Source organism: Leclercia adecarboxylata, from assembly GCF_006171285.1.
Taxonomy (GTDB): domain Bacteria; phylum Pseudomonadota; class Gammaproteobacteria; order Enterobacterales; family Enterobacteriaceae; genus Enterobacter; species Enterobacter barmai.
On record NZ_CP040889.1, the window covers coordinates 2,276,878 to 2,301,997 of the forward strand.

The 25,120-nt window shown below is 55.5% G+C and carries 24 protein-coding genes and 1 riboswitch; of the genes, 14 read left to right on the forward strand and 10 right to left on the reverse strand.

Annotation, left to right across the window (positions count from 1 at the left end; all coding sequences use genetic code 11):
- Window positions 1-90 precede the first annotated feature (90 nt).
- The 8 genes from secE (at window position 91) to rpoC (ending at window position 12,181) form a co-directional block, all read left to right on the forward strand.
- Window positions 91-474 (forward strand): preprotein translocase subunit SecE, encoded by a 384-nt coding sequence (gene secE / locus FHN83_RS12705; RefSeq protein ID WP_003862342.1) that lies wholly within the window; start codon window positions 91-93, stop codon window positions 472-474.
- Window position 475: 1 nt separating this feature from the next.
- On the forward strand, window positions 476-1,021 hold the full coding sequence (gene nusG / locus FHN83_RS12710) for a transcription termination/antitermination protein NusG (protein ID WP_003862341.1): 546 nt from the start codon (window positions 476-478) through the stop codon (window positions 1,019-1,021).
- Between the two features lie 155 nt (window positions 1,022-1,176).
- Window positions 1,177-1,605, forward strand: a complete 429-nt coding sequence (gene rplK / locus FHN83_RS12715) for a 50S ribosomal protein L11 (RefSeq protein WP_032615878.1) — start codon at window positions 1,177-1,179, stop codon at window positions 1,603-1,605.
- Window positions 1,606-1,608: 3 nt separating this feature from the next.
- Complete coding sequence (rplA, locus tag FHN83_RS12720; protein ID WP_006176745.1) at window positions 1,609-2,313, forward strand: 50S ribosomal protein L1; 705 nt, start codon at window positions 1,609-1,611, stop codon at window positions 2,311-2,313.
- A 291-nt stretch (window positions 2,314-2,604) separates the two neighbouring features.
- Window positions 2,605-3,102, forward strand: a complete 498-nt coding sequence (gene rplJ / locus FHN83_RS12725; protein ID WP_001207203.1) for a 50S ribosomal protein L10 — start codon at window positions 2,605-2,607, stop codon at window positions 3,100-3,102.
- 66 nt (window positions 3,103-3,168) lie between these two features.
- Window positions 3,169-3,534 carry a 50S ribosomal protein L7/L12 gene (gene rplL / locus FHN83_RS12730; RefSeq protein WP_039028882.1) on the forward strand — a complete coding sequence of 122 codons (366 nt, stop codon included), beginning with the start codon at window positions 3,169-3,171 and terminating at the stop codon, window positions 3,532-3,534.
- A gap of 318 nt (window positions 3,535-3,852) precedes the next feature.
- Window positions 3,853-7,881 carry a DNA-directed RNA polymerase subunit beta gene (gene rpoB / locus FHN83_RS12735; protein WP_039028900.1) on the forward strand — a complete coding sequence of 1,343 codons (4,029 nt, stop codon included), beginning with the start codon at window positions 3,853-3,855 and terminating at the stop codon, window positions 7,879-7,881.
- 76 nt (window positions 7,882-7,957) lie between these two features.
- A complete protein-coding gene (gene rpoC, locus FHN83_RS12740; protein ID WP_039028883.1) occupies window positions 7,958-12,181 on the forward strand; it encodes a DNA-directed RNA polymerase subunit beta' in 4,224 nt (1,407 codons plus the stop codon).
- A 115-nt stretch (window positions 12,182-12,296) separates the two neighbouring features.
- Here rpoC and FHN83_RS12745 read toward each other — a convergent pair whose 3' ends face one another.
- The 9 genes from FHN83_RS12745 to FHN83_RS12785 all read right to left on the reverse strand — a co-directional run bounded on the left by FHN83_RS12745 (window position 12,297) and on the right by FHN83_RS12785 (window position 19,316).
- On the reverse strand, window positions 12,297-12,614 hold the full coding sequence (locus FHN83_RS12745) for a PTS lactose/cellobiose transporter subunit IIA (protein WP_039028884.1): 318 nt from the start codon (window positions 12,612-12,614) through the stop codon (window positions 12,297-12,299).
- A gap of 3 nt (window positions 12,615-12,617) precedes the next feature.
- On the reverse strand, window positions 12,618-12,923 hold the full coding sequence (locus tag FHN83_RS12750) for a PTS sugar transporter subunit IIB (protein WP_039028885.1): 306 nt from the start codon (window positions 12,921-12,923) through the stop codon (window positions 12,618-12,620).
- Window positions 12,924-13,215: 292 nt separating this feature from the next.
- The gene (gene thiH / locus FHN83_RS12755; RefSeq protein WP_139563972.1) at window positions 13,216-14,349 is read right to left on the reverse strand and encodes a 2-iminoacetate synthase ThiH; all 1,134 of its coding nucleotides are present in this window, start codon (window positions 14,347-14,349) and stop codon (window positions 13,216-13,218) included.
- Window positions 14,346-15,116 carry a thiazole synthase gene (thiG, locus tag FHN83_RS12760; protein ID WP_139563973.1) on the reverse strand — a complete coding sequence of 257 codons (771 nt, stop codon included), beginning with the start codon at window positions 15,114-15,116 and terminating at the stop codon, window positions 14,346-14,348. Before thiG ends, thiH begins: the two co-directional genes overlap by 4 nt.
- Window position 15,117: 1 nt before the next feature.
- Entirely contained in the window at window positions 15,118-15,318 is a 201-nt protein-coding gene (thiS, locus tag FHN83_RS12765) for a sulfur carrier protein ThiS (protein WP_139563974.1), read from the reverse strand.
- The gene (thiF, locus tag FHN83_RS12770; RefSeq protein ID WP_139563975.1) at window positions 15,302-16,057 is read right to left on the reverse strand and encodes a thiazole biosynthesis adenylyltransferase ThiF; all 756 of its coding nucleotides are present in this window, start codon (window positions 16,055-16,057) and stop codon (window positions 15,302-15,304) included. The genes thiS and thiF overlap by 17 nt, the downstream gene beginning before the upstream one ends.
- Entirely contained in the window at window positions 16,050-16,685 is a 636-nt protein-coding gene (gene thiE / locus FHN83_RS12775) for a thiamine phosphate synthase (protein WP_139563976.1), read from the reverse strand. The genes thiF and thiE overlap by 8 nt, the downstream gene beginning before the upstream one ends.
- Window positions 16,685-18,580, reverse strand: coding sequence for a phosphomethylpyrimidine synthase ThiC (gene thiC, locus FHN83_RS12780; RefSeq protein WP_139563977.1), 1,896 nt, complete (start codon window positions 18,578-18,580; stop codon window positions 16,685-16,687). Before thiC ends, thiE begins: the two co-directional genes overlap by 1 nt.
- Before the next feature lie 76 nt (window positions 18,581-18,656).
- Window positions 18,657-18,765, reverse strand: a riboswitch (TPP riboswitch).
- 53 nt (window positions 18,766-18,818) lie between these two features.
- Entirely contained in the window at window positions 18,819-19,316 is a 498-nt protein-coding gene (locus tag FHN83_RS12785; RefSeq protein WP_039028892.1) for an Rsd/AlgQ family anti-sigma factor, read from the reverse strand.
- A 95-nt stretch (window positions 19,317-19,411) separates the two neighbouring features.
- Here FHN83_RS12785 and nudC point away from each other — a divergent pair, with 95 nt between their 5' ends.
- The 6 genes from nudC to FHN83_RS12815 all read left to right on the forward strand — a co-directional run bounded on the left by nudC (window position 19,412) and on the right by FHN83_RS12815 (window position 23,768).
- Window positions 19,412-20,185 (forward strand): NAD(+) diphosphatase, encoded by a 774-nt coding sequence (nudC, locus tag FHN83_RS12790; protein WP_138371052.1) that lies wholly within the window; start codon window positions 19,412-19,414, stop codon window positions 20,183-20,185.
- A 42-nt stretch (window positions 20,186-20,227) separates the two neighbouring features.
- Window positions 20,228-21,292: a uroporphyrinogen decarboxylase gene (gene hemE / locus FHN83_RS12795; protein ID WP_039028894.1), complete on the forward strand. Its 1,065-nt coding sequence runs from the start codon at window positions 20,228-20,230 to the stop codon at window positions 21,290-21,292.
- 9 nt (window positions 21,293-21,301) lie between these two features.
- The gene (nfi, locus tag FHN83_RS12800) at window positions 21,302-21,973 is read left to right on the forward strand and encodes a deoxyribonuclease V (RefSeq protein WP_039028895.1); all 672 of its coding nucleotides are present in this window, start codon (window positions 21,302-21,304) and stop codon (window positions 21,971-21,973) included.
- A 41-nt stretch (window positions 21,974-22,014) separates the two neighbouring features.
- Window positions 22,015-22,605, forward strand: a complete 591-nt coding sequence (locus FHN83_RS12805) for a YjaG family protein (protein WP_039028896.1) — start codon at window positions 22,015-22,017, stop codon at window positions 22,603-22,605.
- A 186-nt stretch (window positions 22,606-22,791) separates the two neighbouring features.
- Entirely contained in the window at window positions 22,792-23,064 is a 273-nt protein-coding gene (gene hupA, locus FHN83_RS12810) for a nucleoid-associated protein HU-alpha (protein WP_002445246.1), read from the forward strand.
- A gap of 11 nt (window positions 23,065-23,075) precedes the next feature.
- The gene (locus tag FHN83_RS12815; RefSeq protein ID WP_039028897.1) at window positions 23,076-23,768 is read left to right on the forward strand and encodes a DUF1481 domain-containing protein; all 693 of its coding nucleotides are present in this window, start codon (window positions 23,076-23,078) and stop codon (window positions 23,766-23,768) included.
- 44 nt (window positions 23,769-23,812) lie between these two features.
- Here FHN83_RS12815 and purD read toward each other — a convergent pair whose 3' ends face one another.
- Window positions 23,813-25,105 (reverse strand): phosphoribosylamine--glycine ligase, encoded by a 1,293-nt coding sequence (gene purD, locus FHN83_RS12820; protein WP_138371050.1) that lies wholly within the window; start codon window positions 25,103-25,105, stop codon window positions 23,813-23,815.
- Window positions 25,106-25,120 lie beyond the last annotated feature (15 nt).

The following is a 25,120-nucleotide window of genomic DNA, read 5'->3' on the forward strand; positions in this document are numbered from 1 at the left end:
TAATCCGAAAAGCGATTAAGCGTTTCGATTTGGTTTGCCTCGCGCTCGCGGGGTGAAAATGTTTGTAGAATACTTCTGACAGGTTGGTTTATGAGTGCGAATACCGAAGCTCAAGGGAGCGGGCGCGGCCTGGAAGCGATGAAATGGGTAGTGGTAGCCGTATTGTTGATCGTGGCAATCGTTGGCAACTACCTGTATCGCGACATGATGCTGCCGCTACGCGCGCTTGCAGTGGTAATTCTGATTGCTGCAGCGGGTGGTGTCGCGCTGTTGACGACCAAAGGTAAAGCGACCGTCGCTTTTGCCCGCGAAGCGAGAACGGAAGTCCGTAAGGTCATTTGGCCGACTCGCCAGGAAACATTGCACACCACGCTGATCGTAGCTGCGGTTACCGCTGTAATGTCACTGATCCTGTGGGGACTGGATGGTATTCTGGTTCGCCTGGTATCCTTTATCACTGGCCTGAGGTTCTGAGATGTCTGAAGCCCCTAAAAAGCGCTGGTACGTCGTTCAGGCGTTTTCCGGTTTTGAAGGCCGCGTAGCAACGTCGCTGCGTGAGCATATCAAATTACACAACATGGAAGAGTTGTTTGGTGAAGTTATGGTTCCGACCGAAGAAGTGGTCGAGATCCGTGGCGGCCAGCGTCGCAAAAGCGAGCGCAAATTCTTCCCGGGTTACGTGCTTGTTCAGATGGTGATGAACGATGCAAGCTGGCACTTAGTGCGCAGCGTCCCGCGCGTAATGGGCTTTATCGGCGGCACGTCTGACCGTCCGGCGCCAATCAGCGATAAAGAAGTTGATGCGATTATGAACCGCCTGCAGCAGGTTGGTGATAAGCCGCGTCCGAAAACGCTGTTTGAACCGGGTGAAATGGTACGTGTTAATGACGGTCCGTTTGCTGACTTTAACGGCGTGGTTGAAGAAGTGGACTACGAAAAGTCCCGCCTGAAAGTTTCTGTTTCTATCTTCGGTCGTGCGACCCCGGTAGAACTGGACTTTGCCCAGGTAGAAAAAGCCTAAGAAGCCGATCAAAAAAGCGACGATTTAAACGTTGCACAGGGCGCGAGATTGGAATACAATTTCGCGCCTTTTGTTTTTATGGATCGTATCCGTAAAACGAATTTTATCACGGGGAGCCTCCTTGAGGCGCTATAACCCAATCAGAGGATTTTAGAATGGCTAAGAAAGTACAAGCCTACGTCAAGCTGCAGGTTGCAGCTGGTATGGCGAACCCAAGTCCACCAGTTGGTCCAGCTCTGGGTCAGCAGGGTGTGAACATCATGGAATTCTGTAAAGCGTTCAACGCGAAAACCGAATCCCTGGAAAAAGGTCTGCCAATCCCAGTTGTAATCACTGTTTACGCTGACCGTTCTTTCACTTTCGTTACCAAGACCCCGCCGGCAGCAGTTCTGCTGAAAAAAGCGGCTGGTATCAAGTCTGGTTCCGGCAAGCCGAACAAAGACAAAGTTGGTAAAATTTCCCGCGCTCAGCTGCAGGAAATCGCGCAGACCAAAGCTGCCGACATGACTGGTTCCGACGTTGAAGCGATGACTCGCTCCATCGAAGGTACTGCACGTTCCATGGGCCTGGTAGTGGAGGACTAAGAAATGGCTAAACTGACCAAGCGCATGTCCGTGATCCGTGACAAAGTTGATGCGACCAAACAGTACGACATCAACGAAGCTATCGCTCTGCTGAAAGAACTGGCTACCGCTAAGTTCGTTGAAAGCGTTGACGTTGCCGTTAACCTGGGCATCGACGCTCGTAAATCCGATCAGAACGTTCGTGGCGCAACTGTACTGCCACACGGTACTGGCCGTTCCGTTCGCGTAGCTGTATTTGCTCAGGGTGCAAACGCTGAAGCTGCTAAAGCTGCCGGCGCTGAACTGGTAGGTATGGAAGATCTGGCCGATCAGATCAAGAAAGGCGAAATGAACTTTGACGTTGTTATTGCATCTCCAGATGCAATGCGCGTTGTTGGCCAGCTGGGCCAGGTTCTGGGTCCACGCGGCCTGATGCCAAACCCGAAAGTTGGTACTGTAACCCCTAACGTTGCTGAAGCGGTTAAGAACGCTAAAGCAGGTCAGGTTCGTTATCGTAACGACAAAAACGGCATCATCCACACCACCATCGGTAAAGTGGACTTTGACGCTGACAAACTGAAAGAAAACCTGGAATCTCTGCTGGTTGCGCTGAAAAAAGCTAAACCAACTCAGGCGAAAGGCGTGTACATCAAGAAAGTTAGCATCTCCACCACCATGGGTGCAGGTGTTGCAGTTGACCAGGCTGGCCTGAGCGCTGCTGCAAACTAATGCCTTTACGTGGGCGGTGGATTTGTCTACAATCTTACCCCCACGTTTGCTAACAATAGTTAGCGGCTAAAAGATTTGTTCGTTGGAGCCTGGCCTAATCCAGGCCTCCGTCGAAGACCGCAGGTGTTTCGTAAGAGACTTAATCCCCTGCGTAGACGGTGACAGAACGCTAAGATTATTTTTGGATACTCTGGCTTGTTTCTGCTCACCGTATTAAGACGCTCCTCCCGTTGGGAAGAGTGAAGTGAGTTCCGGAACATGAGTTCCGGCAAACATCCAGGAGCAAAGCTAATGGCTTTAAATCTTCAAGACAAACAAGCGATTGTTGCTGAAGTCAGCGAAGTAGCCAAAGGCGCGCTGTCTGCAGTAGTTGCGGATTCCCGTGGCGTTACTGTAGATAAAATGACTGAACTGCGTAAAGCAGGTCGTGAAGCTGGCGTTTACATGCGTGTTGTTCGTAACACCCTGCTGCGCCGCGTAGTTGAAGGTACTCAGTTCGAGTGCCTGAAAGACACGTTTGTTGGTCCAACCTTGATTGCATACTCTATGGAACACCCGGGCGCTGCTGCTCGTCTGTTCAAAGAGTTCGCGAAAGCGAATGCAAAATTCGAGGTTAAAGCTGCAGCCTTTGAAGGTGAGTTGATCCCGGCATCGCAAATCGATCGCCTGGCAACCCTGCCGACCTACGAAGAAGCAATTGCACGCCTGATGGCAACCATGAAAGAAGCTTCGGCTGGCAAACTGGTTCGCACTCTGGCTGCTGTTCGCGATGCGAAAGAAGCTGCTTAATAGCAGTCATCTTTATCAAGTATTCGCTTACGTATAAACTTATTCTGATTTTCAGGAACAATTTAAATGTCTATCACTAAAGATCAAATCATTGAAGCAGTTGCAGCTATGTCCGTAATGGACGTTGTAGAACTGATTTCTGCAATGGAAGAAAAATTCGGTGTTTCTGCTGCTGCTGCTGTAGCTGTAGCTGCTGGCCCGGCTGAAGCTGCTGAAGAAAAAACTGAATTCGACGTAATTCTGAAAGCTGCTGGCGCTAACAAAGTTGCCGTAATCAAAGCAGTACGTGCTGCAACTGGCCTGGGTCTGAAAGAAGCTAAAGACCTGGTAGAATCTGCTCCAGCTGCGCTGAAAGAAGGCGTGAGCAAAGACGACGCAGAAGCACTGAAAAAATCTCTGGAAGAAGCTGGCGCTGAAGTTGAAGTTAAATAAGCCAACCCTTCCGGTTGCAGCCTGAGAAATTAGGCTGATGGCTGGTGACTTTTTAGTCACCAGCCTTTTTGCGCTGTAAGGCGCCAGTAGCGTTTCACACTGTTTGACTGCTGGTTGTCCTGACAATGCTTGTTTCTATCGACGTCTTAATATACTGCGACAGGGTGCTCGCTCTGGGTAAATCGCAATGAAATGGTTTAAGCGTGATAGCAACAGGCATTGCGGAAAGTGTTCGATTTTCCGATCAACAAAATGGTGTTGCACAAACTGTCCGCCAATGGACAGATGGGTCGACTTGTCAGCGAGCTGAGGAACCCTATGGTTTACTCCTATACCGAGAAAAAACGTATTCGTAAGGATTTTGGTAAACGTCCACAAGTTCTGGACATTCCATATCTCCTTTCTATCCAGCTTGACTCGTTCCAGAAGTTTATCGAGCAAGATCCTGAAGGGCAGTACGGCCTGGAAGCAGCCTTCCGTTCCGTGTTCCCGATTAAAAGCTACAGCGGTAATTCCGAGCTGCAATACGTCAGCTACCGCCTTGGCGAACCGGTATTTGACGTTCAGGAATGTCAAATCCGTGGCGTGACCTACTCGGCACCGCTGCGCGTTAAACTGCGTCTGGTGATCTACGAGCGCGAAGCGCCGGAAGGCACCGTTAAAGACATTAAAGAACAAGAAGTCTATATGGGCGAAATCCCGCTCATGACTGACAACGGTACTTTCGTTATCAACGGTACTGAGCGTGTTATCGTTTCCCAGCTGCACCGTAGCCCGGGCGTCTTCTTCGACAGCGATAAAGGTAAAACGCACTCATCCGGTAAAGTACTCTATAACGCGCGTATCATTCCTTACCGTGGTTCCTGGCTGGACTTCGAGTTCGATCCGAAAGACAACCTGTTTGTCCGTATCGACCGTCGTCGTAAACTGCCTGCGACCATCATTCTGCGTGCACTGAACTACACCACTGAGCAGATCCTTGACCTGTTCTTTGAGAAAGTTGTCTTTGAAATTCGCGACAACAAGCTGCAAATGGAGCTGGTGCCAGAGCGTCTGCGTGGTGATACCGCGTCGTTCGACATCGAAGCCGACGGCAAAGTGTATGTGGAAAAAGGCCGCCGTATTACTGCGCGCCACATCCGTCAGCTGGAAAAAGATGAAATCAAACACATCGAAGTTCCGGTTGAATACATTGCTGGCAAAGTTGCAGCAAAAGACTACGTTGATGCATCAACTGGCGAGCTGATCTGCCCGGCTAACATGGAGCTGAGCCTGGATCTGCTGGCTAAGCTGAGCCAGTCTGGCCACAAGCGTATCGAAACGCTGTTCACCAACGATCTGGACCACGGTCCGTACATGTCCGAAACCGTACGTGTCGACCCAACCACAGATCGTCTGAGCGCGCTGGTAGAAATCTACCGCATGATGCGCCCGGGTGAGCCACCAACTCGCGAAGCGGCTGAAAGCCTGTTCGAGAACCTGTTCTTCTCCGAAGACCGCTACGATCTGTCCGCGGTTGGTCGTATGAAGTTCAACCGTTCTCTGCTGCGTGACGCGATCGAAGGTTCCGGTATCCTGAGCAAAGAAGACATCATCGAAGTGATGAAGAAGCTCATCGATATCCGTAACGGTAAAGGCGAAGTGGACGATATCGACCACCTCGGCAACCGTCGTATCCGTTCCGTAGGCGAAATGGCGGAAAACCAGTTCCGCGTTGGCCTGGTACGTGTTGAGCGTGCGGTTAAAGAGCGTCTGTCTCTGGGCGATCTGGATACCCTGATGCCTCAGGATATGATCAACGCCAAGCCGATCTCCGCAGCAGTGAAAGAGTTCTTTGGTTCCAGCCAGCTGTCTCAGTTTATGGACCAGAACAACCCGCTGTCTGAGATCACGCACAAGCGTCGTATCTCTGCACTTGGCCCAGGCGGTCTGACCCGTGAACGCGCAGGCTTCGAAGTACGAGACGTACATCCGACTCACTACGGTCGCGTATGTCCAATCGAAACGCCTGAAGGTCCAAACATCGGTCTGATCAACTCCCTGTCCGTGTACGCACAGACTAACGAATACGGTTTCCTTGAGACCCCGTATCGTAAAGTGACTGACGGTGTTGTAACCGACGAAATTCACTACCTGTCTGCTATCGAAGAAGGTAACTACGTTATCGCCCAGGCGAACACCAACCTGGACGAAGAAGGTCGCTTTGTTGATGACCTCGTTACCTGCCGTAGCAAAGGTGAATCCAGCTTGTTCAGCAACGACCAGGTTGACTACATGGACGTTTCCACCCAGCAGGTGGTTTCCGTCGGTGCGTCCCTGATCCCGTTCCTGGAACACGATGACGCCAACCGTGCATTGATGGGTGCGAACATGCAACGTCAGGCGGTTCCAACTCTGCGCGCTGATAAGCCGCTGGTTGGTACCGGTATGGAACGTGCTGTTGCCGTTGACTCCGGTGTAACTGCAGTTGCTAAACGTGGCGGTACCGTTCAGTACGTGGATGCTTCCCGTATCGTTATCAAAGTTAACGAAGACGAAATGTACCCAGGCGAAGCGGGTATCGACATCTATAACCTGACCAAATACACCCGTTCTAACCAGAACACCTGTATCAACCAGATGCCATGTGTGTCTCTGGGCGAGCCAGTTGAGCGCGGCGACGTGCTGGCAGACGGTCCGTCCACCGACCTCGGTGAACTGGCGCTCGGTCAGAACATGCGCGTAGCGTTCATGCCGTGGAACGGTTACAACTTCGAAGACTCCATTCTTGTCTCCGAGCGTGTGGTTCAGGAAGATCGTTTCACCACTATTCACATCCAGGAACTGGCCTGTGTGTCCCGTGACACCAAGCTGGGGCCAGAAGAGATCACTGCTGACATCCCTAACGTGGGTGAAGCTGCGCTCTCCAAACTGGATGAATCCGGTATCGTTTACATCGGTGCGGAAGTGACCGGCGGCGACATTCTGGTTGGTAAGGTAACGCCGAAAGGTGAAACCCAACTGACGCCAGAAGAGAAACTGCTGCGCGCGATCTTCGGTGAGAAAGCGTCTGACGTTAAGGACTCTTCTCTGCGCGTACCAAACGGTGTTTCCGGTACGGTTATCGACGTTCAGGTCTTTACTCGCGATGGCGTAGAAAAAGACAAACGTGCGCTGGAAATCGAAGAGATGCAGCTGAAGCAGGCTAAGAAAGACCTGTCTGAAGAGCTGCAGATCCTTGAAGCTGGCCTGTTTGGTCGTATCTACGCGGTGCTGGTTTCCGGTGGTGTTGAAGCTGAGAAGCTCGACAAGCTGCCGCGTGACCGCTGGCTGGAACTGGGCCTGGCCGACGAAGAGAAACAGAATCAGCTGGAACAGCTGGCTGAGCAGTATGACGAACTGAAACACGAGTTCGAGAAAAAACTCGAAGCGAAACGCCGCAAAATCACTCAGGGCGACGATCTGGCACCGGGCGTGCTGAAGATTGTTAAGGTCTATCTGGCCGTTAAACGTCAGATCCAGCCTGGTGATAAGATGGCAGGTCGTCACGGTAACAAGGGTGTTATCTCTAAGATCAACCCGATCGAAGATATGCCGCACGATGCTAACGGTACGCCGGTAGATATCGTACTGAACCCGCTGGGCGTACCGTCTCGTATGAACATTGGTCAGATCCTTGAAACCCACCTGGGTATGGCTGCTAAAGGTATCGGCGACAAGATCAACGCCATGCTGAAACAGCAGCAGGAAGTCGCGAAACTGCGCGAATTCATCCAGCGTGCGTATGATCTGGGTACTGATGTTCGTCAGAAAGTCGACCTGAACACCTTCAGCGATGAAGAAGTGCTGCGTCTGGCAGAGAACCTGAAAAAAGGTATGCCAATCGCAACGCCTGTCTTCGATGGTGCGAAAGAGTCTGAAATCAAGGAACTGTTACAGCTGGGTGGCCTGCCAAGTTCTGGCCAGATCACTCTGTTCGACGGTCGTACCGGTGAGCAATTCGAGCGCCAGGTTACCGTTGGCTACATGTATATGCTGAAACTGAACCACCTGGTTGATGACAAGATGCACGCGCGTTCTACCGGTTCTTATAGCCTGGTTACTCAGCAGCCGCTGGGTGGTAAGGCGCAGTTCGGTGGTCAGCGCTTCGGGGAGATGGAAGTGTGGGCGCTTGAAGCATACGGCGCGGCATACACCCTGCAGGAAATGCTCACCGTTAAGTCTGATGACGTGAACGGTCGTACCAAGATGTATAAAAACATCGTGGACGGCAACCATCAGATGGAACCGGGCATGCCAGAGTCCTTCAACGTACTGTTGAAAGAGATTCGTTCGCTGGGTATCAACATCGAACTGGAAGACGAGTAACTCTCGCTCAAACAGGTCACTGGTGCCGGAGTCATTTCCGGCATCAGATTGTGCTAACTCCGACGGGAGCAAATCCGTGAAAGACTTATTAAAGTTTCTGAAAGCGCAAACTAAAACCGAAGAGTTTGATGCGATCAAAATTGCTCTGGCCTCGCCAGACATGATCCGTTCATGGTCTTTTGGTGAAGTTAAAAAGCCAGAAACCATCAACTACCGTACGTTCAAACCTGAGCGTGACGGCCTTTTCTGTGCGCGTATTTTCGGGCCAGTAAAAGATTACGAGTGCCTGTGCGGTAAGTACAAGCGCCTGAAACACCGTGGTGTGATCTGTGAGAAGTGCGGCGTTGAAGTGACCCAGACTAAAGTGCGTCGTGAGCGCATGGGCCACATCGAGCTGGCGTCTCCGACTGCCCACATCTGGTTCCTGAAATCTCTGCCGTCCCGTATCGGTCTGCTGCTGGATATGCCGCTGCGCGATATCGAACGTGTTCTGTACTTCGAATCTTATGTTGTTATCGAAGGCGGGATGACGAACCTGGAACGTAACCAGATTCTGACCGAAGAACAGTATCTGGACGCGCTGGAAGAGTTCGGTGACGAATTCGACGCGAAGATGGGTGCGGAAGCTATCCAGGCCCTGCTGAAAAGCATGGATCTGGAGCAAGAGTGCGAGCAGCTGCGCGAAGAGCTGAACGAAACCAACTCCGAAACCAAGCGTAAAAAGCTGACCAAGCGTATCAAACTGCTGGAAGCGTTCGTTCAGTCTGGTAACAAACCAGAGTGGATGATCCTGACCGTTCTGCCGGTTCTGCCGCCAGATCTGCGTCCGCTGGTTCCACTGGATGGTGGTCGTTTCGCGACTTCTGACCTGAACGATCTCTATCGTCGCGTCATTAACCGTAACAACCGTCTGAAACGTCTGCTGGATCTGGCTGCGCCGGACATCATCGTACGCAACGAAAAACGTATGCTGCAGGAAGCGGTAGATGCCCTGCTGGATAACGGTCGTCGCGGTCGTGCGATCACCGGTTCTAACAAACGTCCTCTGAAATCTTTGGCCGATATGATCAAAGGTAAACAGGGTCGTTTCCGTCAGAACCTGCTCGGTAAACGTGTTGACTACTCCGGTCGTTCTGTAATCACCGTAGGTCCATACCTGCGTCTGCATCAGTGCGGTCTGCCGAAGAAAATGGCACTGGAGCTGTTCAAACCGTTCATCTACGGCAAGCTGGAACTGCGTGGTCTCGCCACCACCATCAAAGCCGCTAAGAAAATGGTTGAGCGTGAAGAAGCTGTCGTTTGGGATATCCTGGACGAAGTTATCCGCGAACACCCGGTACTGCTGAACCGTGCACCAACCCTGCACCGTCTGGGTATTCAGGCCTTTGAGCCAGTCCTGATCGAAGGTAAAGCTATCCAGCTGCACCCGCTGGTTTGTGCGGCATATAACGCCGACTTCGATGGTGACCAGATGGCTGTTCACGTACCGCTGACGCTGGAAGCCCAGCTCGAAGCGCGTGCGCTGATGATGTCTACCAACAACATCCTGTCTCCAGCGAACGGTGAACCAATCATCGTTCCTTCTCAGGACGTTGTACTGGGTCTGTACTACATGACCCGTGACTGTGTTAACGCCAAAGGCGAAGGCATGGTGCTGACTGGCCCGAAAGAAGCTGAGCGTATTTATCGCGCTGGCCTGGCCTCTCTGCATGCGCGCGTTAAAGTGCGTATCACCGAATATGAAAAAGATGAAAACGGCGAATTCGTGGCGAAAACCAGCCTGAAAGACACGACTATTGGCCGTGCCATTCTGTGGATGATCGTACCGAAAGGTCTGCCTTTCTCCATCGTCAACCAGGCGCTGGGCAAGAAAGCTATCTCCAAAATGCTGAACACCTGTTACCGCATTCTGGGCCTGAAGCCGACCGTTATCTTCGCTGACCAGACAATGTACACCGGCTTTGCTTATGCAGCGCGTTCAGGTGCCTCTGTTGGTATTGATGACATGGTCATCCCAGAGAAGAAACACGAGATCATCTCTGAAGCAGAAGCTGAAGTTGCCGAGATCCAGGAGCAGTTCCAGTCTGGTCTGGTAACCGCGGGCGAACGCTATAACAAAGTTATCGATATCTGGGCTGCGGCGAACGATCGTGTATCCAAAGCGATGATGGATAACCTGCAGACCGAAACCGTTATTAACCGTGACGGCGTCGAAGAGCAGCAGGTCTCCTTCAACAGCATCTACATGATGGCCGACTCCGGTGCGCGTGGTTCCGCAGCACAGATTCGTCAGCTGGCAGGTATGCGTGGTCTGATGGCGAAGCCAGATGGCTCCATCATCGAAACGCCAATCACCGCGAACTTCCGTGAAGGTCTGAACGTACTCCAGTACTTCATCTCCACTCACGGTGCGCGTAAAGGTCTGGCGGATACCGCACTGAAAACAGCTAACTCCGGTTATCTGACGCGTCGTCTGGTAGACGTTGCGCAGGATCTGGTTGTTACCGAAGACGATTGTGGCACCCTCGAAGGTATCACCATGACCCCAGTTATCGAGGGTGGTGATGTTAAAGAGCCGCTGCGCGATCGCGTACTGGGTCGTGTGACCGCTGAAGACGTTCTGAAGCCGGGTACTGCAGACATTCTGGTTCCGCGTAACACCCTGCTGAACGAGCAGTGGTGTGATCTGCTGGAAGTGAACTCTGTTGACTCCGTGAAGGTACGTTCCGTTGTATCTTGTGACACCGACTTTGGTGTATGTGCGCACTGCTATGGTCGTGACCTGGCGCGTGGCCACATCATCAACAAAGGTGAAGCAATCGGTGTTATCGCGGCACAGTCCATCGGTGAACCGGGTACACAGCTGACGATGCGTACGTTCCACATCGGTGGTGCGGCATCTCGTGCGGCTGCTGAATCCAGCATCCAGGTGAAAAACAAAGGTAGCATCAAGCTCAGCAACGCGAAGTCGGTTGTGAACTCCAGCGGTAAACTGGTTATCACCTCCCGTAACACCGAGCTGAAGCTGATCGACGAATTCGGCCGTACCAAAGAGAGCTATAAAGTGCCTTACGGCGCCGTAATGGCGAAAGGCGACGGCGAGCAGGTTGCAGGCGGCGAAACCGTAGCAAACTGGGATCCGCACACCATGCCGGTTATCACCGAAGTGGCGGGCTTCATTCGCTTTACCGATATGATCGACGGCCAGACGATTACTCGTCAGACCGACGAACTGACCGGTCTCTCTTCCCTGGTGGTTCTGGATTCTGCAGAACGTACCGCGGGTGGTAAAGATCTGCGTCCAGCACTGAAAATCGTTGATGCTAACGGCAACGACGTTCTGATCCCTGGCACCGATATGCCGGCTCAGTACTTCCTGCCAGGTAAAGCGATTGTTCAGCTGGAAGATGGTATTCAGATCGGTGCGGGTGATGCCCTGGCGCGTATTCCTCAGGAATCCAGCGGTACCAAGGATATTACCGGTGGTCTGCCACGCGTTGCGGACCTGTTCGAAGCACGTCGTCCGAAAGAGCCGGCAATCCTGGCTGAAATCAGCGGTATCATTTCCTTCGGTAAAGAGACCAAAGGGAAGCGCCGTCTGGTGATCACGCCGCTGGATGGCAGCGATCCGTACGAAGAGATGATTCCAAAATGGCGTCAGCTCAACGTGTTTGAAGGTGAACGTGTAGAACGTGGTGACGTGGTTTCCGACGGTCCGGAAGCGCCACACGACATTCTGCGTCTTCGTGGCGTCCACGCGGTAACGCGTTACATCACCAACGAAGTACAGGACGTTTACCGTCTGCAAGGCGTTAAGATCAACGATAAGCACATCGAAGTTATCGTTCGTCAGATGCTGCGTAAAGCCACCATCGTGAATGCCGGTAGCTCCGACTTCCTCGAAGGTGAGCAGGTTGAATACTCTCGCGTTAAGATTGCTAACCGCGATCTGGAAGCGAACGGCAAACTCAGTGCGACCTTCGCACGTGACCTGCTGGGTATCACCAAAGCGTCTCTGGCAACCGAGTCCTTCATCTCCGCGGCATCGTTCCAGGAGACCACTCGTGTGCTTACCGAAGCAGCCGTTGCGGGCAAACGCGACGAACTGCGTGGTCTGAAAGAGAACGTTATCGTGGGTCGTCTGATCCCGGCTGGTACCGGTTATGCGTACCACCAGGATCGTATGCGCCGTCGCGCAGCAGGCGAAATCCCAGCTGCACCGCAGGTTACTGCTGAAGATGCATCTGCCAGCCTGGCAGAGCTGCTGAACGCAGGCCTGGGCGGTTCTGACAACGAGTAATCGTATCGTCAGCCCATAAAAAAACCCGCTTCGGCGGGTTTTTTTTTGCTTAACTGATACGGCTGTTGCCGGGTGGCGCTGCGCTTACCCGACCTACGGTTCGGGTCGGGGCGTTTTAGTTCACCAGCGGCAAGCGGCGATAAAGCTCGATCATATCTCCCGCCAGATCCTGAATCACCATCGCGTTCATCAGGTGATCCTGCGAGTGAACGGTGATCAGGTTTACCGGCAACTTACCGGTACCTTCATCAAGACCAATCAGTTTCGTCTGGATAGAGTGCGCCTGCTTAACGAATTCCCGTGACTCTTCCATCGCTTTTTCAGCTTCGGCAAAATCACCTTTACGCGCCATCTGCAGCGCGGTTAATGCTGAGCTACGGGCTGCACCGGCGTTGACCAGCAGCTCCATAATGATCGTTTCTAAATCTTCCACGGGTCACTCCAGCAGTTTGAGGGCTTTTTCCAGTACGGCATCACCTTTCATCATGCCGTAATCCATCATGTCGATAACCGCGACCTTTTTACCCAGCGGTTCAGCCTGAGCCTGAAGATTATTAAGTTCGTATTTGACCTGCGGGCCAAGCAACACAATGTCGGCTGCGGCGATTTCATCTTTAAACTCAGCAACCGGTACGGCTTTAATGGTTACTTCGACCCCTTTTTTCTGCGCGGCGTCTTTCATGCGTTGAACCAGCATGCTGGTGGACATTCCCGCTGCACAGCATAAAACGATGTTCTTCATAGTCAGCCTCAATGTACATGTGTTTATTGATAATTATCCTGCACCGTCCGCTTCGACAACCGCGTTACCGCGATTGTGTGTGAGTCATCACAAAGAAACCTGCATTTTCTGAAACCGGTTACAACTGTAACAGCATGGGGAAAGGCAGGGCGAAACGAGGAAGAAGCTTTCCGCCCTGGTCAGCATCCCCTGCTGACGAAATAAGCGTAAAAAAAACGGGCGCGTTATGACAATGGCCCGTTGATAAGGTTACGTGACGCCTCGTAATAACTTCTCTGCGTTACCGCTTTTTTCAGCCATGTTGCGAGGCGCGTCCCAGCCAGCTGTCCCAGTCTTTCCAGACGGGCTGCAATCCCTGATGGCTGAGCGCTGCGGCAACGTCTTCCGGACGGCGGTTGTCGTGCGGCGCAAACTGCTCCAGCTCGGGATGGTCATCGGCATAGCCGCCAGGCTGAGTTTTTGAAAATGCGCTGACGTTGTTGATGGCCAGAGGAATGACGCGATCGCGAAACGCGGGAGATTCCCGGGTCGACAGCGACAGCTCCACCTCCTGTGCCAGCAGACGAAACGCGCAGATGGTCTGCACCAGCTGGCGTTCATCCATGATCGACGCGGGCTGGATCCCTCCGGCGCAGGGGCGCAGCCGGGGAAAAGAGATCGAGTACCGGCTCTGCCAGTAGTGCTGCTGTAGCCACAGCAGATGCTCCGCCACCATAAAGTTATCCACCCGCCAGCTGTCAGAAAGCCCGGTCAGCGCCCCGAGGCCGATCTTGTCGATCCCGGCGCGGCCCAGCCGATCCGGGGTCTCCAGCCGCCAGAAGAAGTCCTGTTTTTTACCTTTCAGATGGTGCCGGGCATACACCGCTTCGTGGTAGGTCTCCTGATAGACCAGCACGCCATCCAGCCCCAGCGTTTTCAGCTCGCCATACTCTGCCTCTGAAAGCGGTTGAACTTCCATCTGTAAAGAGGCGAACCGGCGGCGAATGGCTGGCATATGACGGCGAAAATAGTCCATCCCGACTTTAGTCTGATGTTCGCCGGTGACCAGCAACAGATGCTCAAAACCCATCTCGCGGATCGCGGTGCACTCCCGGGCAATCTCGTTTTCATCCAGCGTTTTGCGCTTGATGTGGTTGCTCATTGAGAAGCCACAGTAGGTGCAGTCGTTGGCGCACAGATTGGAGAGATAGAGCGGGACATAAAAGCTCACCGTGTTGCCAAAGCGCTGGCGGGTAAGGCGCTGCGCCCGCTGCGCCATCTGCTCCAGATAGCCGCTGGCGGCAGGGGAGAGCAGGGCCATCATATCCTCCCGGGTCGGCTGACGGGCGTTTAATGCCCGCTCCACGTCCACAGGCGTTTTTGCGTTGATGCGCAGGCGAATATCGTCCCAGTCGAGCTGGCGCCAGCGATCGGTAAAGGTTTTCATGATAACGCCTCCAGAAACCCGGTTAACGGGCTGGTGGCATGGGCTTCAACGCTCCGGGCGCCGGGACCAGACTGGCGAGCCAGTAGGCCAGCCTCTACCGCCAGACGAAACGCCCGCGCCATGGTGACCGGATCGTCCGCGACCGCCATGGCGGTATTCACCAGCACGGCGTCGGCGCCCATTTCCAGCGCCTGAGCGGCATGGCTGGGCACGCCGATCCCGGCATCCACGATCACCGGCACGGTCGCCTGCTGGATGATAATCTCCAGCATCGCCCGGGTTTCCAGCCCCTGATTGGAGCCTATCGGCGCGCCGAGGGGCATTACCGCCGCACAGCCAGCCTCTTCTAGCCGCTTGCACAGCACCGGATCGGCACCACAGTAGGGCAACACCGTGAACCCTTCTTTAACCAGTATCTCCGCCGCTCTCAGCGTCTCGATGGGATCGGGCAGCAGCCAGCGGGCATCGGGATGGATCTCCAGCTTGAGCCAGTGCGTGCCCAGCGCCTCGCGCGCCAGCCGGGCAGCGAACACCGCCTCTTCCGCAGTTTTGGCCCCGGAGGTGTTGGGCAGCAGGCTCACGCCCGCGTCCAGCAGCGGTGCCAGGATAGCGTCGTTGTGATTACGCAGATCGACCCGCTTCATAGCCAGCGTCACCAGCTGGCTGCCGCTCTCCCGGATCGCGCCTACCATCAGCTGCGGCGAGGCAAATTTGCCGGTACCGGTAAACAGATGTGAATCAAAGGTTTTATCAGCAATACGTAACATCTCAGCCTCCGGCAATCACCTGAAAGAGCAGGATCTGATCGCCTTCGCGTACCTGCTGTTTTTCCCACTGCTCGCGCGGCAGGATCTGTTGATTCAGGGCCAGCGCGACCCCGGGTTTTAACTGGCGCAGCTGGGAGAGCAGGGTGGCGACGGTGATGCCTTCCACGCACTGCATCGGTTCGTCGTTAAACTGGATCCGCATGCTGCCCCCCACATACCTGACAGCCGCTGGCGCGCTGCAAAGCCAGCTGCCGCCAGCTTCCTGCCCGGGCGTCGAACAGACGTAGCGCATTGCGCGGGGCCTCGATGCCGCTGAGCAGCTTGATCGCCTCCAGCGCCTGCAGGGTGCCCATCACGCCAACCACCGGCCCGACAACACCGGCGGTGCGGCAGTTGCGCTGCGGCTCGTCATCATCCGGCCAAAGGCAGCGGTAGCAGCCCTGCGTCCAGGGAGGCGTCAGCACCATCATCTGTCCGCCAAAGCCCACGGCGCTGGCGGTGATAAGCGGAGTGTTGAGCATCACGCAGGCGGCGTTGATCGCCTGGCGGGTGGCCATGTTGTCGGTGCAGTCCAGCACCACGTCGGCGCGGGCGATCTCCTCCTGCAGCGCGTTGCCTTCCAGCCGGGTCTGCAGGGCAATCAGCCGGATATCGGGGTTGAGCTGCTGCAGGCGACGCTGCGTTACCTGCGCTTTCGGCTGGGCAATATCGTCGGTGGTGAAGAGGATCTGCCGCTGCAAATTGCTCAGATGAACCTCGTCATCGTCGGCCAGCACCAGCGTGCCGATCCCGGCTCCGGCCAGGTATAGCGCCGCCGGGGCGCCCAGTCCACCGAGGCCGATCAGCAACACCCGGCTGGCGAGCAGCTTTTGCTGCCCGTCGATGGCGATATCGTCCAGCAGGATCTGGCGGCTGTAGCGCATAAAGTCACGGTCATTCATCGCCTGTCCCCGCCAGTTGCAGCAGCTGCGCCGTCGCTGCCTGCCAGTCCCCGGCCTGGGTGATGGCGCTCACCACCGCGATGCTTCCCACGCCGGTCGCCAGGACCGCAGGCGCGCGTTCGAGGCTTATACCGCCGATGGCGACGGTGGGATAATCCCCGAGCCGTTCGATATGACGGGCCAGCTGTTCAAGCCCTTGCGGAGCTGAAGGCATCTGCTTGGTCTGGGTCGGAAAAACGTGTCCCAGGGCGATGTAAGACGGACGTGCCGCCAGCGCCACGTCGATCTCCATGTCGTCATGCGTCGACACGCCAAGACGCAAGCCGGCGCGACGAATGGCTTCCAGATCGGTGGTCTCCAGATCCTCCTGACCCAGATGCACGCCGTAAGCCTGGTGCTTAATCGCCAGACGCCAGTAGTCATTGATAAACAGGCGGGCGTCATAGCGACGCCCCAGGGCAATGGCCGCCACAATATCGGCCTCAACCTCATCATCCTGCTTATCCTTGATGCGCAGCTGCAGGGTTTTTACCCCGGCGGTCAGCAGACGCTCAAGCCACGCCACGCTGTCGACCACCGGGTAAAGCCCCAGACGAAACGGCACTGGCGGAAAGTTGGGCTGATACATTACGCCTCCTCTTTTTTGAGGTAGATTTCGCCGCCCCGGGCGCGGAAGGTCTCTGACATATCGGCCATTCCCACTTCGATAGTCTGCGCCGCGGCGTAATCACGCACCTCCTGGCTGATTTTCATCGAGCAGAATTTCGGCCCGCACATGGAGCAGAAGTGCGCCACTTTACCGGACTCCTGCGGCAGGGTTTCGTCGTGATAGGCGCGGGCGGTGAACGGGTCGAGGGCGAGGTTGAACTGATCTTCCCAGCGGAATTCGAAGCGCGCTTTCGACATGGCGTTATCGCGGATCTGCGCCCCCGGATGGCCCTTCGCCAGGTCGGCGGCGTGGGCGGCAATTTTGTAGGTGATCAGCCCCTGCTTCACGTCCTCTTTGTTCGGCAGACCGAGATGCTCTTTCGGCGTCACGTAGCAAAGCATCGCGCAGCCGAACCAGCCAATCATCGCCGCGCCAATGCCGGAGGTGAAGTGGTCGTAACCCGGTGCGATATCGGTGGTCAACGGCCCCAGGGTATAGAACGGCGCTTCGTGGCAGTGCTCAAGCTCTTCGGTCATGTTGCGGCGGATCATCTGCATCGGCACATGGCCCGGGCCTTCAATCATCACCTGAACGTCATACTCCCAGGCAATTTTGGTCAGCTCGCCCAAAGTGTGCAGTTCGGCAAACTGCGCTTCGTCGTTGGCGTCGCGAATGGAGCCCGGACGCAGGCCATCGCCCAGCGACAGCGAAACGTCGTAGGCGGCGCAGATCTCGCAGATTTCGCGGAAGTGCTCATACAGGAAGTTCTCCTGATGATGGGACAGGCACCATTTCGCCATGATAGAACCGCCACGTGAGACGATGCCGGTCAGGCGTTTAGCGGTCATCGGCACGTAGCGCAGCAGCACGCCCGCATGGATGGTGAAGTAATCCACACCCTGTTCGGCCTGCTCCAGCAGGGTATCCCGGAAAGCCTCCCAGGTGAGGTCTTCCGCGATGCCGTTCACCTTCTCCAGCGCCTGGTAGATGGGGACGGTACCAATCGGCACCGGGCTGTTACGCAGGATCCACTCACGGGTCTCGTGAATATAGCGACCGGTGGAGAGGTCCATGACGGTGTCCGCCCCCCAGCGCGTCGACCAGACCAGTTTTTCCACCTCTTCTTCGATGGAGGAGGTGACCGCTGAGTTACCGATATTGGCATTCACTTTCACCAGGAAGTTACGCCCGATGATCATCGGCTCCGATTCCGGATGGTTGATGTTGGCGGGGATGATGGCGCGGCCGGCGGCCACTTCGTCACGCACAAACTCCGGGGTGATGTTCTCCGGCAGACGAGCCCCAAAGCCTTCACCCGGATGCTGGTGGCGCAGCACCTCGCCACGGATGCGCTCGCGGCCCATGTTTTCGCGAATGGCGATAAACTCCATCTCCGGCGTGACGATCCCCTGACGGGCGTAGTGCAGCTGGGTGACGCATTTGCCCACCCTGGCACGCTTCGGCGTGAGAAGACCGGTGAAGCGCAGCTCGTCCAGGCCATCATCGGCCAGGCGTTCGCGGGTATAAGCCGAGCTTTGCTCGTTCAGCGCTTCGCTGTCGTCACGCGCGTCAATCCACGGCTGGCGCAGTTTCGCCAGCCCCTGCTGGACATTAATGGCCACCGCCGGATCGCCGTAAGGCCCGGAGGTGTCGTAGACCGGCACCGCTTCGTTCTCTTCAAACTGCGGGTTTTCTTTACTGCCGCCGATGAGCGTCGGGCTGAGCTGGATCTCGCGCATCGGTACGCGGATATCATCCCGGGAGCCGGTCAGATAGATGCGTTTAGAGTTTGGGAAAGCGGTGCCTTCCAGGGTATCGATGAAGTGTTGGGCGTGTGCGCGCTGTTCGCGGCGGGTCATTTTTGTGGCAGACATAGCTCGTTCCAGTAAGTTCAGGAAGTGGCTTGTCAGACGACGGATGAAGCAAGAGAGGATCGCCCGGGGGCGATACAGTAAATTGACTCTTGTTCCCTTCGCAGGTCTTAACCTGATCAGGTTCCGCGGATCCCGAATTAACGGTCTCAGCCCGGCTTTCGCACTGGGCACTCCGACAAGAATTTGCTCCCCTACAGCGGGAGCAGTAAATGTAAATTACGCGTTAACGATAAATAACTCAAGCCGGTCGGGCGACGTTATCTTCGTTGCTGGCTTTCAGATTGTGATCCAGCGCGAGGGCGATCAGGTTGTCTTCCAGCGTAAATCGTTGCTCCAGCGCCTCGCCGATATCAGAAAGTGCCTGCTGAAATTCCAGATAGTTGTCCTGATCGATGGCATTTTCGAGCGTGGAGTCGTAATAATCCATGATCTGCTGAGTGTTGGCTTCCAGCAGAGGGTAGAGTTTGGTGGCCGCTAAAAACGGGCTGTTACCTTCCATTTCACCGATAATGCGTTCATAAATATTGAAATGACCATTGGAAAGGTAGTCGACCAGGCTCTGGCAAAAATCGTCCAGCGCTTTTTCATTCAGGCGCATGTAGGACTCTTTACCCGGCTTAATGCCAACGAGATTGTAGTAGGCAACGAGCAGATGTTTACGTACGTGCAGCCAGCGATCGACCAGTTTGTTACTTCCGCCAACGCGCTCTGTCAGGTTTTCTAGCTGGTTTAGCATGTTTGACTCCGCAAGGTTAAGATTAAAAGCTGCCCACCCAAAATGTAATAGTATTGTTACCAACATGCCTGTGAAGCAAAGGTAGTGCAATAGATATGGATCGTATAATTGAAAAATCGGATCGCGGCTGGTGGTTAGTCAGCCATGAACAAAAATTATGGTTGCCCGGTGGTGAATTACCACATGGCGAAGCCGGAAATTTCGATCTTGCGGGTCAACCCGCACTAAACATTGGCGAGTGGCAGGGCGATTCTGTGTGGTTGATCCAACAAAATCGTCGCCACGATATGGGATCGGTTCGCCAGGTGCTCGATCTCGATGTCGGCCTGTTCCAGCTGGCCGGCCGCGCTGTGCAGTTGGCCGAGTTTTATCGCTCGCATAAATACTGCGGCTACTGCGGCCACACCATGCACCCAAGCAAAACCGAATGGGCCATGCTCTGCAGCCACTGCCGCGAACGCTACTATCCGCAAATCGCGCCGTGCATCATCGTCGCTATCCGTCGTGAAGACACCATCCTGCTGGCGCAACATACCCGTCATCGCAACGGGGTGCATACCGTGCTGGCCGGGTTTGTGGAAGTGGGCGAAACGCTGGAGCAGGCCGTTGCGCGTGAAGTGATGGAAGAGAGCGGTATCAAAGTGAAGAACCTGCGCTACGTCACCTCCCAGCCGTGGCCGTTCCCGCAATCGCTGATGACCGCCTTTATGGCCGAGTACGACAGCGGCGAGATCGTCATCGACCCGAAAGAGTTGCTGTCAGCCGACTGGTATCGTTACGACGATTTACCGCTGCTCCCACCGCCCGGCACCGTGGCGCGCCGCCTGATAGAAGATACCGTGGCAATGTGTCGGGCTGACGATATCTGAGACGTGATACACTGGGAATAAGACGCTTAAGGAACTGCAAAAATGACCGAACTGAAGAACGATCGTTATCTGCGTGCGCTGCTGCGCCAACCCGTTGATATCACCCCGGTATGGATGATGCGCCAGGCGGGCCGCTATTTGCCGGAATATAAAGCCACGCGTGCGCAGGCGGGCGATTTTATGTCGCTGTGCAAAAATGCGGAGCTGGCCTGCGAAGTGACCCTTCAGCCGCTGCGCCGCTATCCGCTGGACGCGGCGATCCTCTTCTCAGATATCCTGACCATCCCGGATGCGATGGGGCTTGGTCTGTACTTTGAAACCGGCGAAGGTCCGCGCTTCTCTTCTCCCATCAAGAGCAAAGCGGACATCGACAACCTGCCGATCCCGGACCCGGAGCAGGAACTCGGTTATGTGATGAACGCGGTGCGCACTATTCGCCGCGAGCTGAAAGGCGAAGTACCGCTGATTGGTTTCTCCGGCAGTCCGTGGACGCTGGCGACCTACATGGTCGAAGGCGGCAGCAGCAAAGCCTTTACCGTTATCAAGAAGATGATGTACGCCGATCCGCTGGCGCTCCATGCCCTGCTCGAAAAGCTGGCGAAAAGCGTCACCCTCTATCTGAACGCGCAGATCAAAGCGGGCGCGCAGTCGGTGATGATCTTCGACACCTGGGGCGGAGTGCTGACGGGCCGCGATTATCAGCAGTTCTCGCTCTACTACATGCATAAAATCGTCGATGGCCTGCTGCGTGAAAACGAAGGGCGCCGCGTGCCGGTAACGCTGTTCACCAAAGGCGGAGGCCAGTGGCTGGAAGCGATGGCAGAGACCGGCTGTGATGCGCTGGGCCTCGACTGGACCACCGATATCGCCGATGCGCGCCGTCGCGTGGGGGACAAAGTCGCCCTGCAGGGCAACATGGATCCGTCTATGCTGTATGCTCCGGCCGCCCGTATTGAAGAAGAAGTCTCGACCATTCTGGCAGGCTTCGGTCAGGGCGAGGGCCATGTCTTTAACCTGGGGCACGGTATTCATCAGGATGTTCCGCCAGAGCATGCAGGCGTGTTTGTGGAGGCGGTACACCGACTTTCTGCCCAGTATCACCCGTAAGGAGTCGTTATGGATCTTGCGTCACTTCGCGCTCAACAACTTAAACTCGCTGCGTCTGTATCCCGTGAGGATCGTCTGGATAAAGACCCGCCCACGCTGATTGCGGGGGCCGATGTCGGGTTTGAGCAGGGCGGAGAGGTGACGCGGGCGGCGATAGTGCTCCTGACGTACCCCGGGCTGGAGCTGGTCGAATACCAGGTGGCGCGCATCGCCACGACCATGCCCTATATTCCCGGCTTCCTCTCATTTCGTGAGTATCCCGCGCTGCTGGCCGCGTGGGATCAGCTCTCGCAAAGGCCCGATCTGCTGTTCGTTGACGGGCATGGGATCTCCCATCCGCGCCGTCTCGGCGTCGCCAGCCATTTTGGCCTGCTGGTGGATGTGCCGACCATCGGCGTGGCGAAGAAACGCCTCTGCGGCAAGTTTGAGCCTCTGTCGCCCGAACCCGGGGCGCTGGCGCCATTGATGGATAAAGGCGAGCAGCTGGCTTGGGTCTGGCGCAGCAAAGCCCGCTGCAATCCGCTGTTCATCGCCACCGGTCATCGCGTCAGTACCGACAGCGCCCTGGCGTGGGTCCAGCGCTGTATGCGGGGCTATCGGCTGCCGGAACCGACCCGCTGGGCCGATGCGGTGGCTTCCGGGCGTCCGGCTTTTGTTCGTTGGCAGGAAATTCAGCGCTGATTCAGGTAAACTGCGGCCAATTTTCGATTCGAGACATCATCATGTTACAAAACCCGATTCATCTGCGCCTTGAGAAGCTGGAAAGCTGGCAGCACGTCACTTTTATGGCCTGTCTGTGCGAACGTATGTATCCGAACTACGCCATGTTCTGCAAGCAGACTGAATTTGGTGATGGTCAACTGTATCGCCGTATTCTCGATCTGGTGTGGGAAACGCTGACGGTCAAAGATGCCAAGGTGAACTTCGACTCCCAGCTCGATAAGCTGGAAGAGGCGATCCCGGTTGCTGATGACTATGATGTCTATGGCGTCTACCCGGCCATTGATGCCTGTGTGGCCTTAAGTGAACTGATTCACTCGCGTCTGAGTGGCGAAACTCTGGAACATGCCATCGAAGTCAGCAAGGCCTCTATCACCACTGTGGCGATGCTGGAGATGACTCAGGCAGAGCGTGAAATGACCGATGAAGAGCTCCGTCTGAACCCGGCCGTTGAGCAGGAATGGGATATCCAGTGGGAAATTTTCCGTTTGCTGGCCGAGTGTGAAGAACGCGATATCGAACTGATTAAAGGTCTGCGTGCAGACTTGCGTGAGGCAGGCGAGAGTAACATTGGTATAAATCTTAACCAGTGAGACAACAAAACGTGATTTAACGCCTGATTTGTCATGCCTCTACTCTTCCCTTCTGCCCCCCGTCTGGTCTACATTTGGGGGGCGAAAATAAGTGGCTATCGGTGCGTGTATGCAGGAGAGTGCTTTTTTGGCATTTTCGTCGCACTCGATGCTTAGCAAGCGATAAACACATTGAAAGGATAACTTATGAACAAGACTCAACTGATTGATGTAATTGCGGACAAAGCTGACCTGTCTAAAGTACAGGCTAAAGCTGCTCTGGAATCCACCCTGGCTGCAATTACTGAGTCTCTGAAAGAAGGCGATGCTGTACAACTGGTAGGTTTCGGTACCTTCAAAGTGAACCACCGCGCTGAGCGTACTGGCCGCAACCCGCAGACCGGTAAAGAAATCAAAATCGCTGCAGCTAACGTGCCAGCATTTGTTTCTGGCAAAGCACTGAAAGACGCAGTTAAGTAAGCCGCGTAGCAGTGAACAGTTTTATCGAGGGGGCGGTTTCGCCCCTTTTGTCTGTCTGGCGCCAGGCACTGGCGCTGGCGGGCGTGCTTGTACTGACCGCCTGCAGTCATGACTCCTCCCTGCCGGCTTTTACTGCCAGCGGCTACGCTGACAATCAGGGCGCGGTACGCGTCTGGCGTAAAGACTCAGACGACGAAGTGCATCTCCTCTCCGCTTTTAGCCCCTGGCATAGCGGAAGTACTACTACCAGTGAATACCGCTGGCAGGGCGATACGCTCGCTTATATCGACGTAAACATCTACAGCAAAGTCCCCGAGCATGTGCGGGTACGTTTTGACGACCACGGTGAGCTGAGCTTTATGCAGCGCGAAATCGGCGGTCTTAAACAGCAGCTTTCTACCGATCAAATCGAACTTTACCGCTACCGGGCCGATCAAATTCGCCAGACCAGCGATGCGCTGCGACAGGGAAGGGTGGTGCTGCATCAGGGGCGCTGGCATGCCGACGGCACCGTCACTACGTGCGAAGGCCAGACCCTGAAACCGGATCTCGATAGCTGGGCAACGGAACACATTGCACGCCGTCAGAGCCACTCCTCTATGGAAGTGAGCGTGGCGTGGCTGGAAGCGCCTGAAGGGTCACAGCTGCTGCTGGTGGCTAACGAAGATTTCTGTACCTGGCAGCCGACAGAGAAGAGTTTTTAAGTTCCCTCCCCCCGATGGGGAGAGGGTCAGGGTGAGGAGAAAAATTACTTCCCCTGCTCGCGCGCAATCGCACGATAACCAATATCATTACGGCTGAAGCTGCCGTTCCAGTGAATATCCGCCATCAGCGCATAGGCGCGTTGCTGCGCTTCTGCAACGGTATTGCCCAGCGCCGTGGCGCACAGGACGCGTCCACCGTTGGTCAGCACAAGTTCGTCATCAGAGAGCCTGGTGCCTGCGTGGAACACTTTCGCACCATCGATTTCTTCCAGCGGCAGGCCGTGGATTTGATCGCCGGTGTTGTAGTTGCCCGGATAACCGCCCGCAGCAATCACCACGCCCAGAGACGCGCGCTCATCCCACTCAGAGGTTTTCTGGTCCAGCTTGCCTTCGCAGGCGGCCAGGCACAGCTCCACCAGATCGGATTTCATGCGCAGCATGATCGGCTGAGTTTCCGGATCGCCAAAGCGGCAGTTGAACTCGATAACCTTAGGGTTGCCCTGTTTGTCGATCATCAGGCCCGCGTACAGGAAGCCGGTGTAGGTGTTACCTTCCGCAGCCATTCCTTTCACGGTTGGCCAGATGATGCGATCCATGGTGCGCTGGTGTACTTCGTCGGTGACCACCGGAGCAGGGGAGTATGCGCCCATGCCGCCGGTATTCGGGCCGGTATCGGCATCGCCGACGCGCTTATGATCCTGACTGGTGGCCATCGGCAGGACGTGCTCGCCGTCGACCATGACGATAAAGCTCGCCTCTTCCCCGTCGAGGAACTCTTCGATCACGATACGGTGGCCCGCATCGCCAAAAGCGTTCCCTGCCAGCATGTCCTGGACAGCGGCTTCTGCTTCTTCGAGAGTCATCGCCACGATAACGCCTTTACCGGCGGCCAGGCCGTCGGCCTTGATCACAATCGGCGCGCCTTTTTCACGTAAGTAAGCCAGCGCTGGCTCCACTTCGGTGAAGTTCTGGTATTCCGCGGTCGGAATGTTATGACGCGCCAGGAAATCTTTGGTGAAGGCCTTCGAGCCCTCGAGCTGCGCGGCGCCTTCGGTCGGCCCGAAGATGGTCAGGCCCGCCGCGCGGAACGCGTCAACCACGCCAATCACCAGCGGCGCTTCCGGGCCGACGATGGTCAGGTCGATTTTCTCGTTCCGGGCGAAGTTCAGCAGCGCCGGGATATCGGTTACGCCGATAGCCACGTTCTGCAGGGCAGGCTCGAGAGCCGTACCGGCGTTACCCGGCGCCACAAAGACGGTTTTTACCTGCGGAGACTGCGCCGCTTTCCACGCCAGGGCGTGCTCACGCCCGCCGTTACCAATCACTAATACTTTCATTCTCTGCTCCGGAAA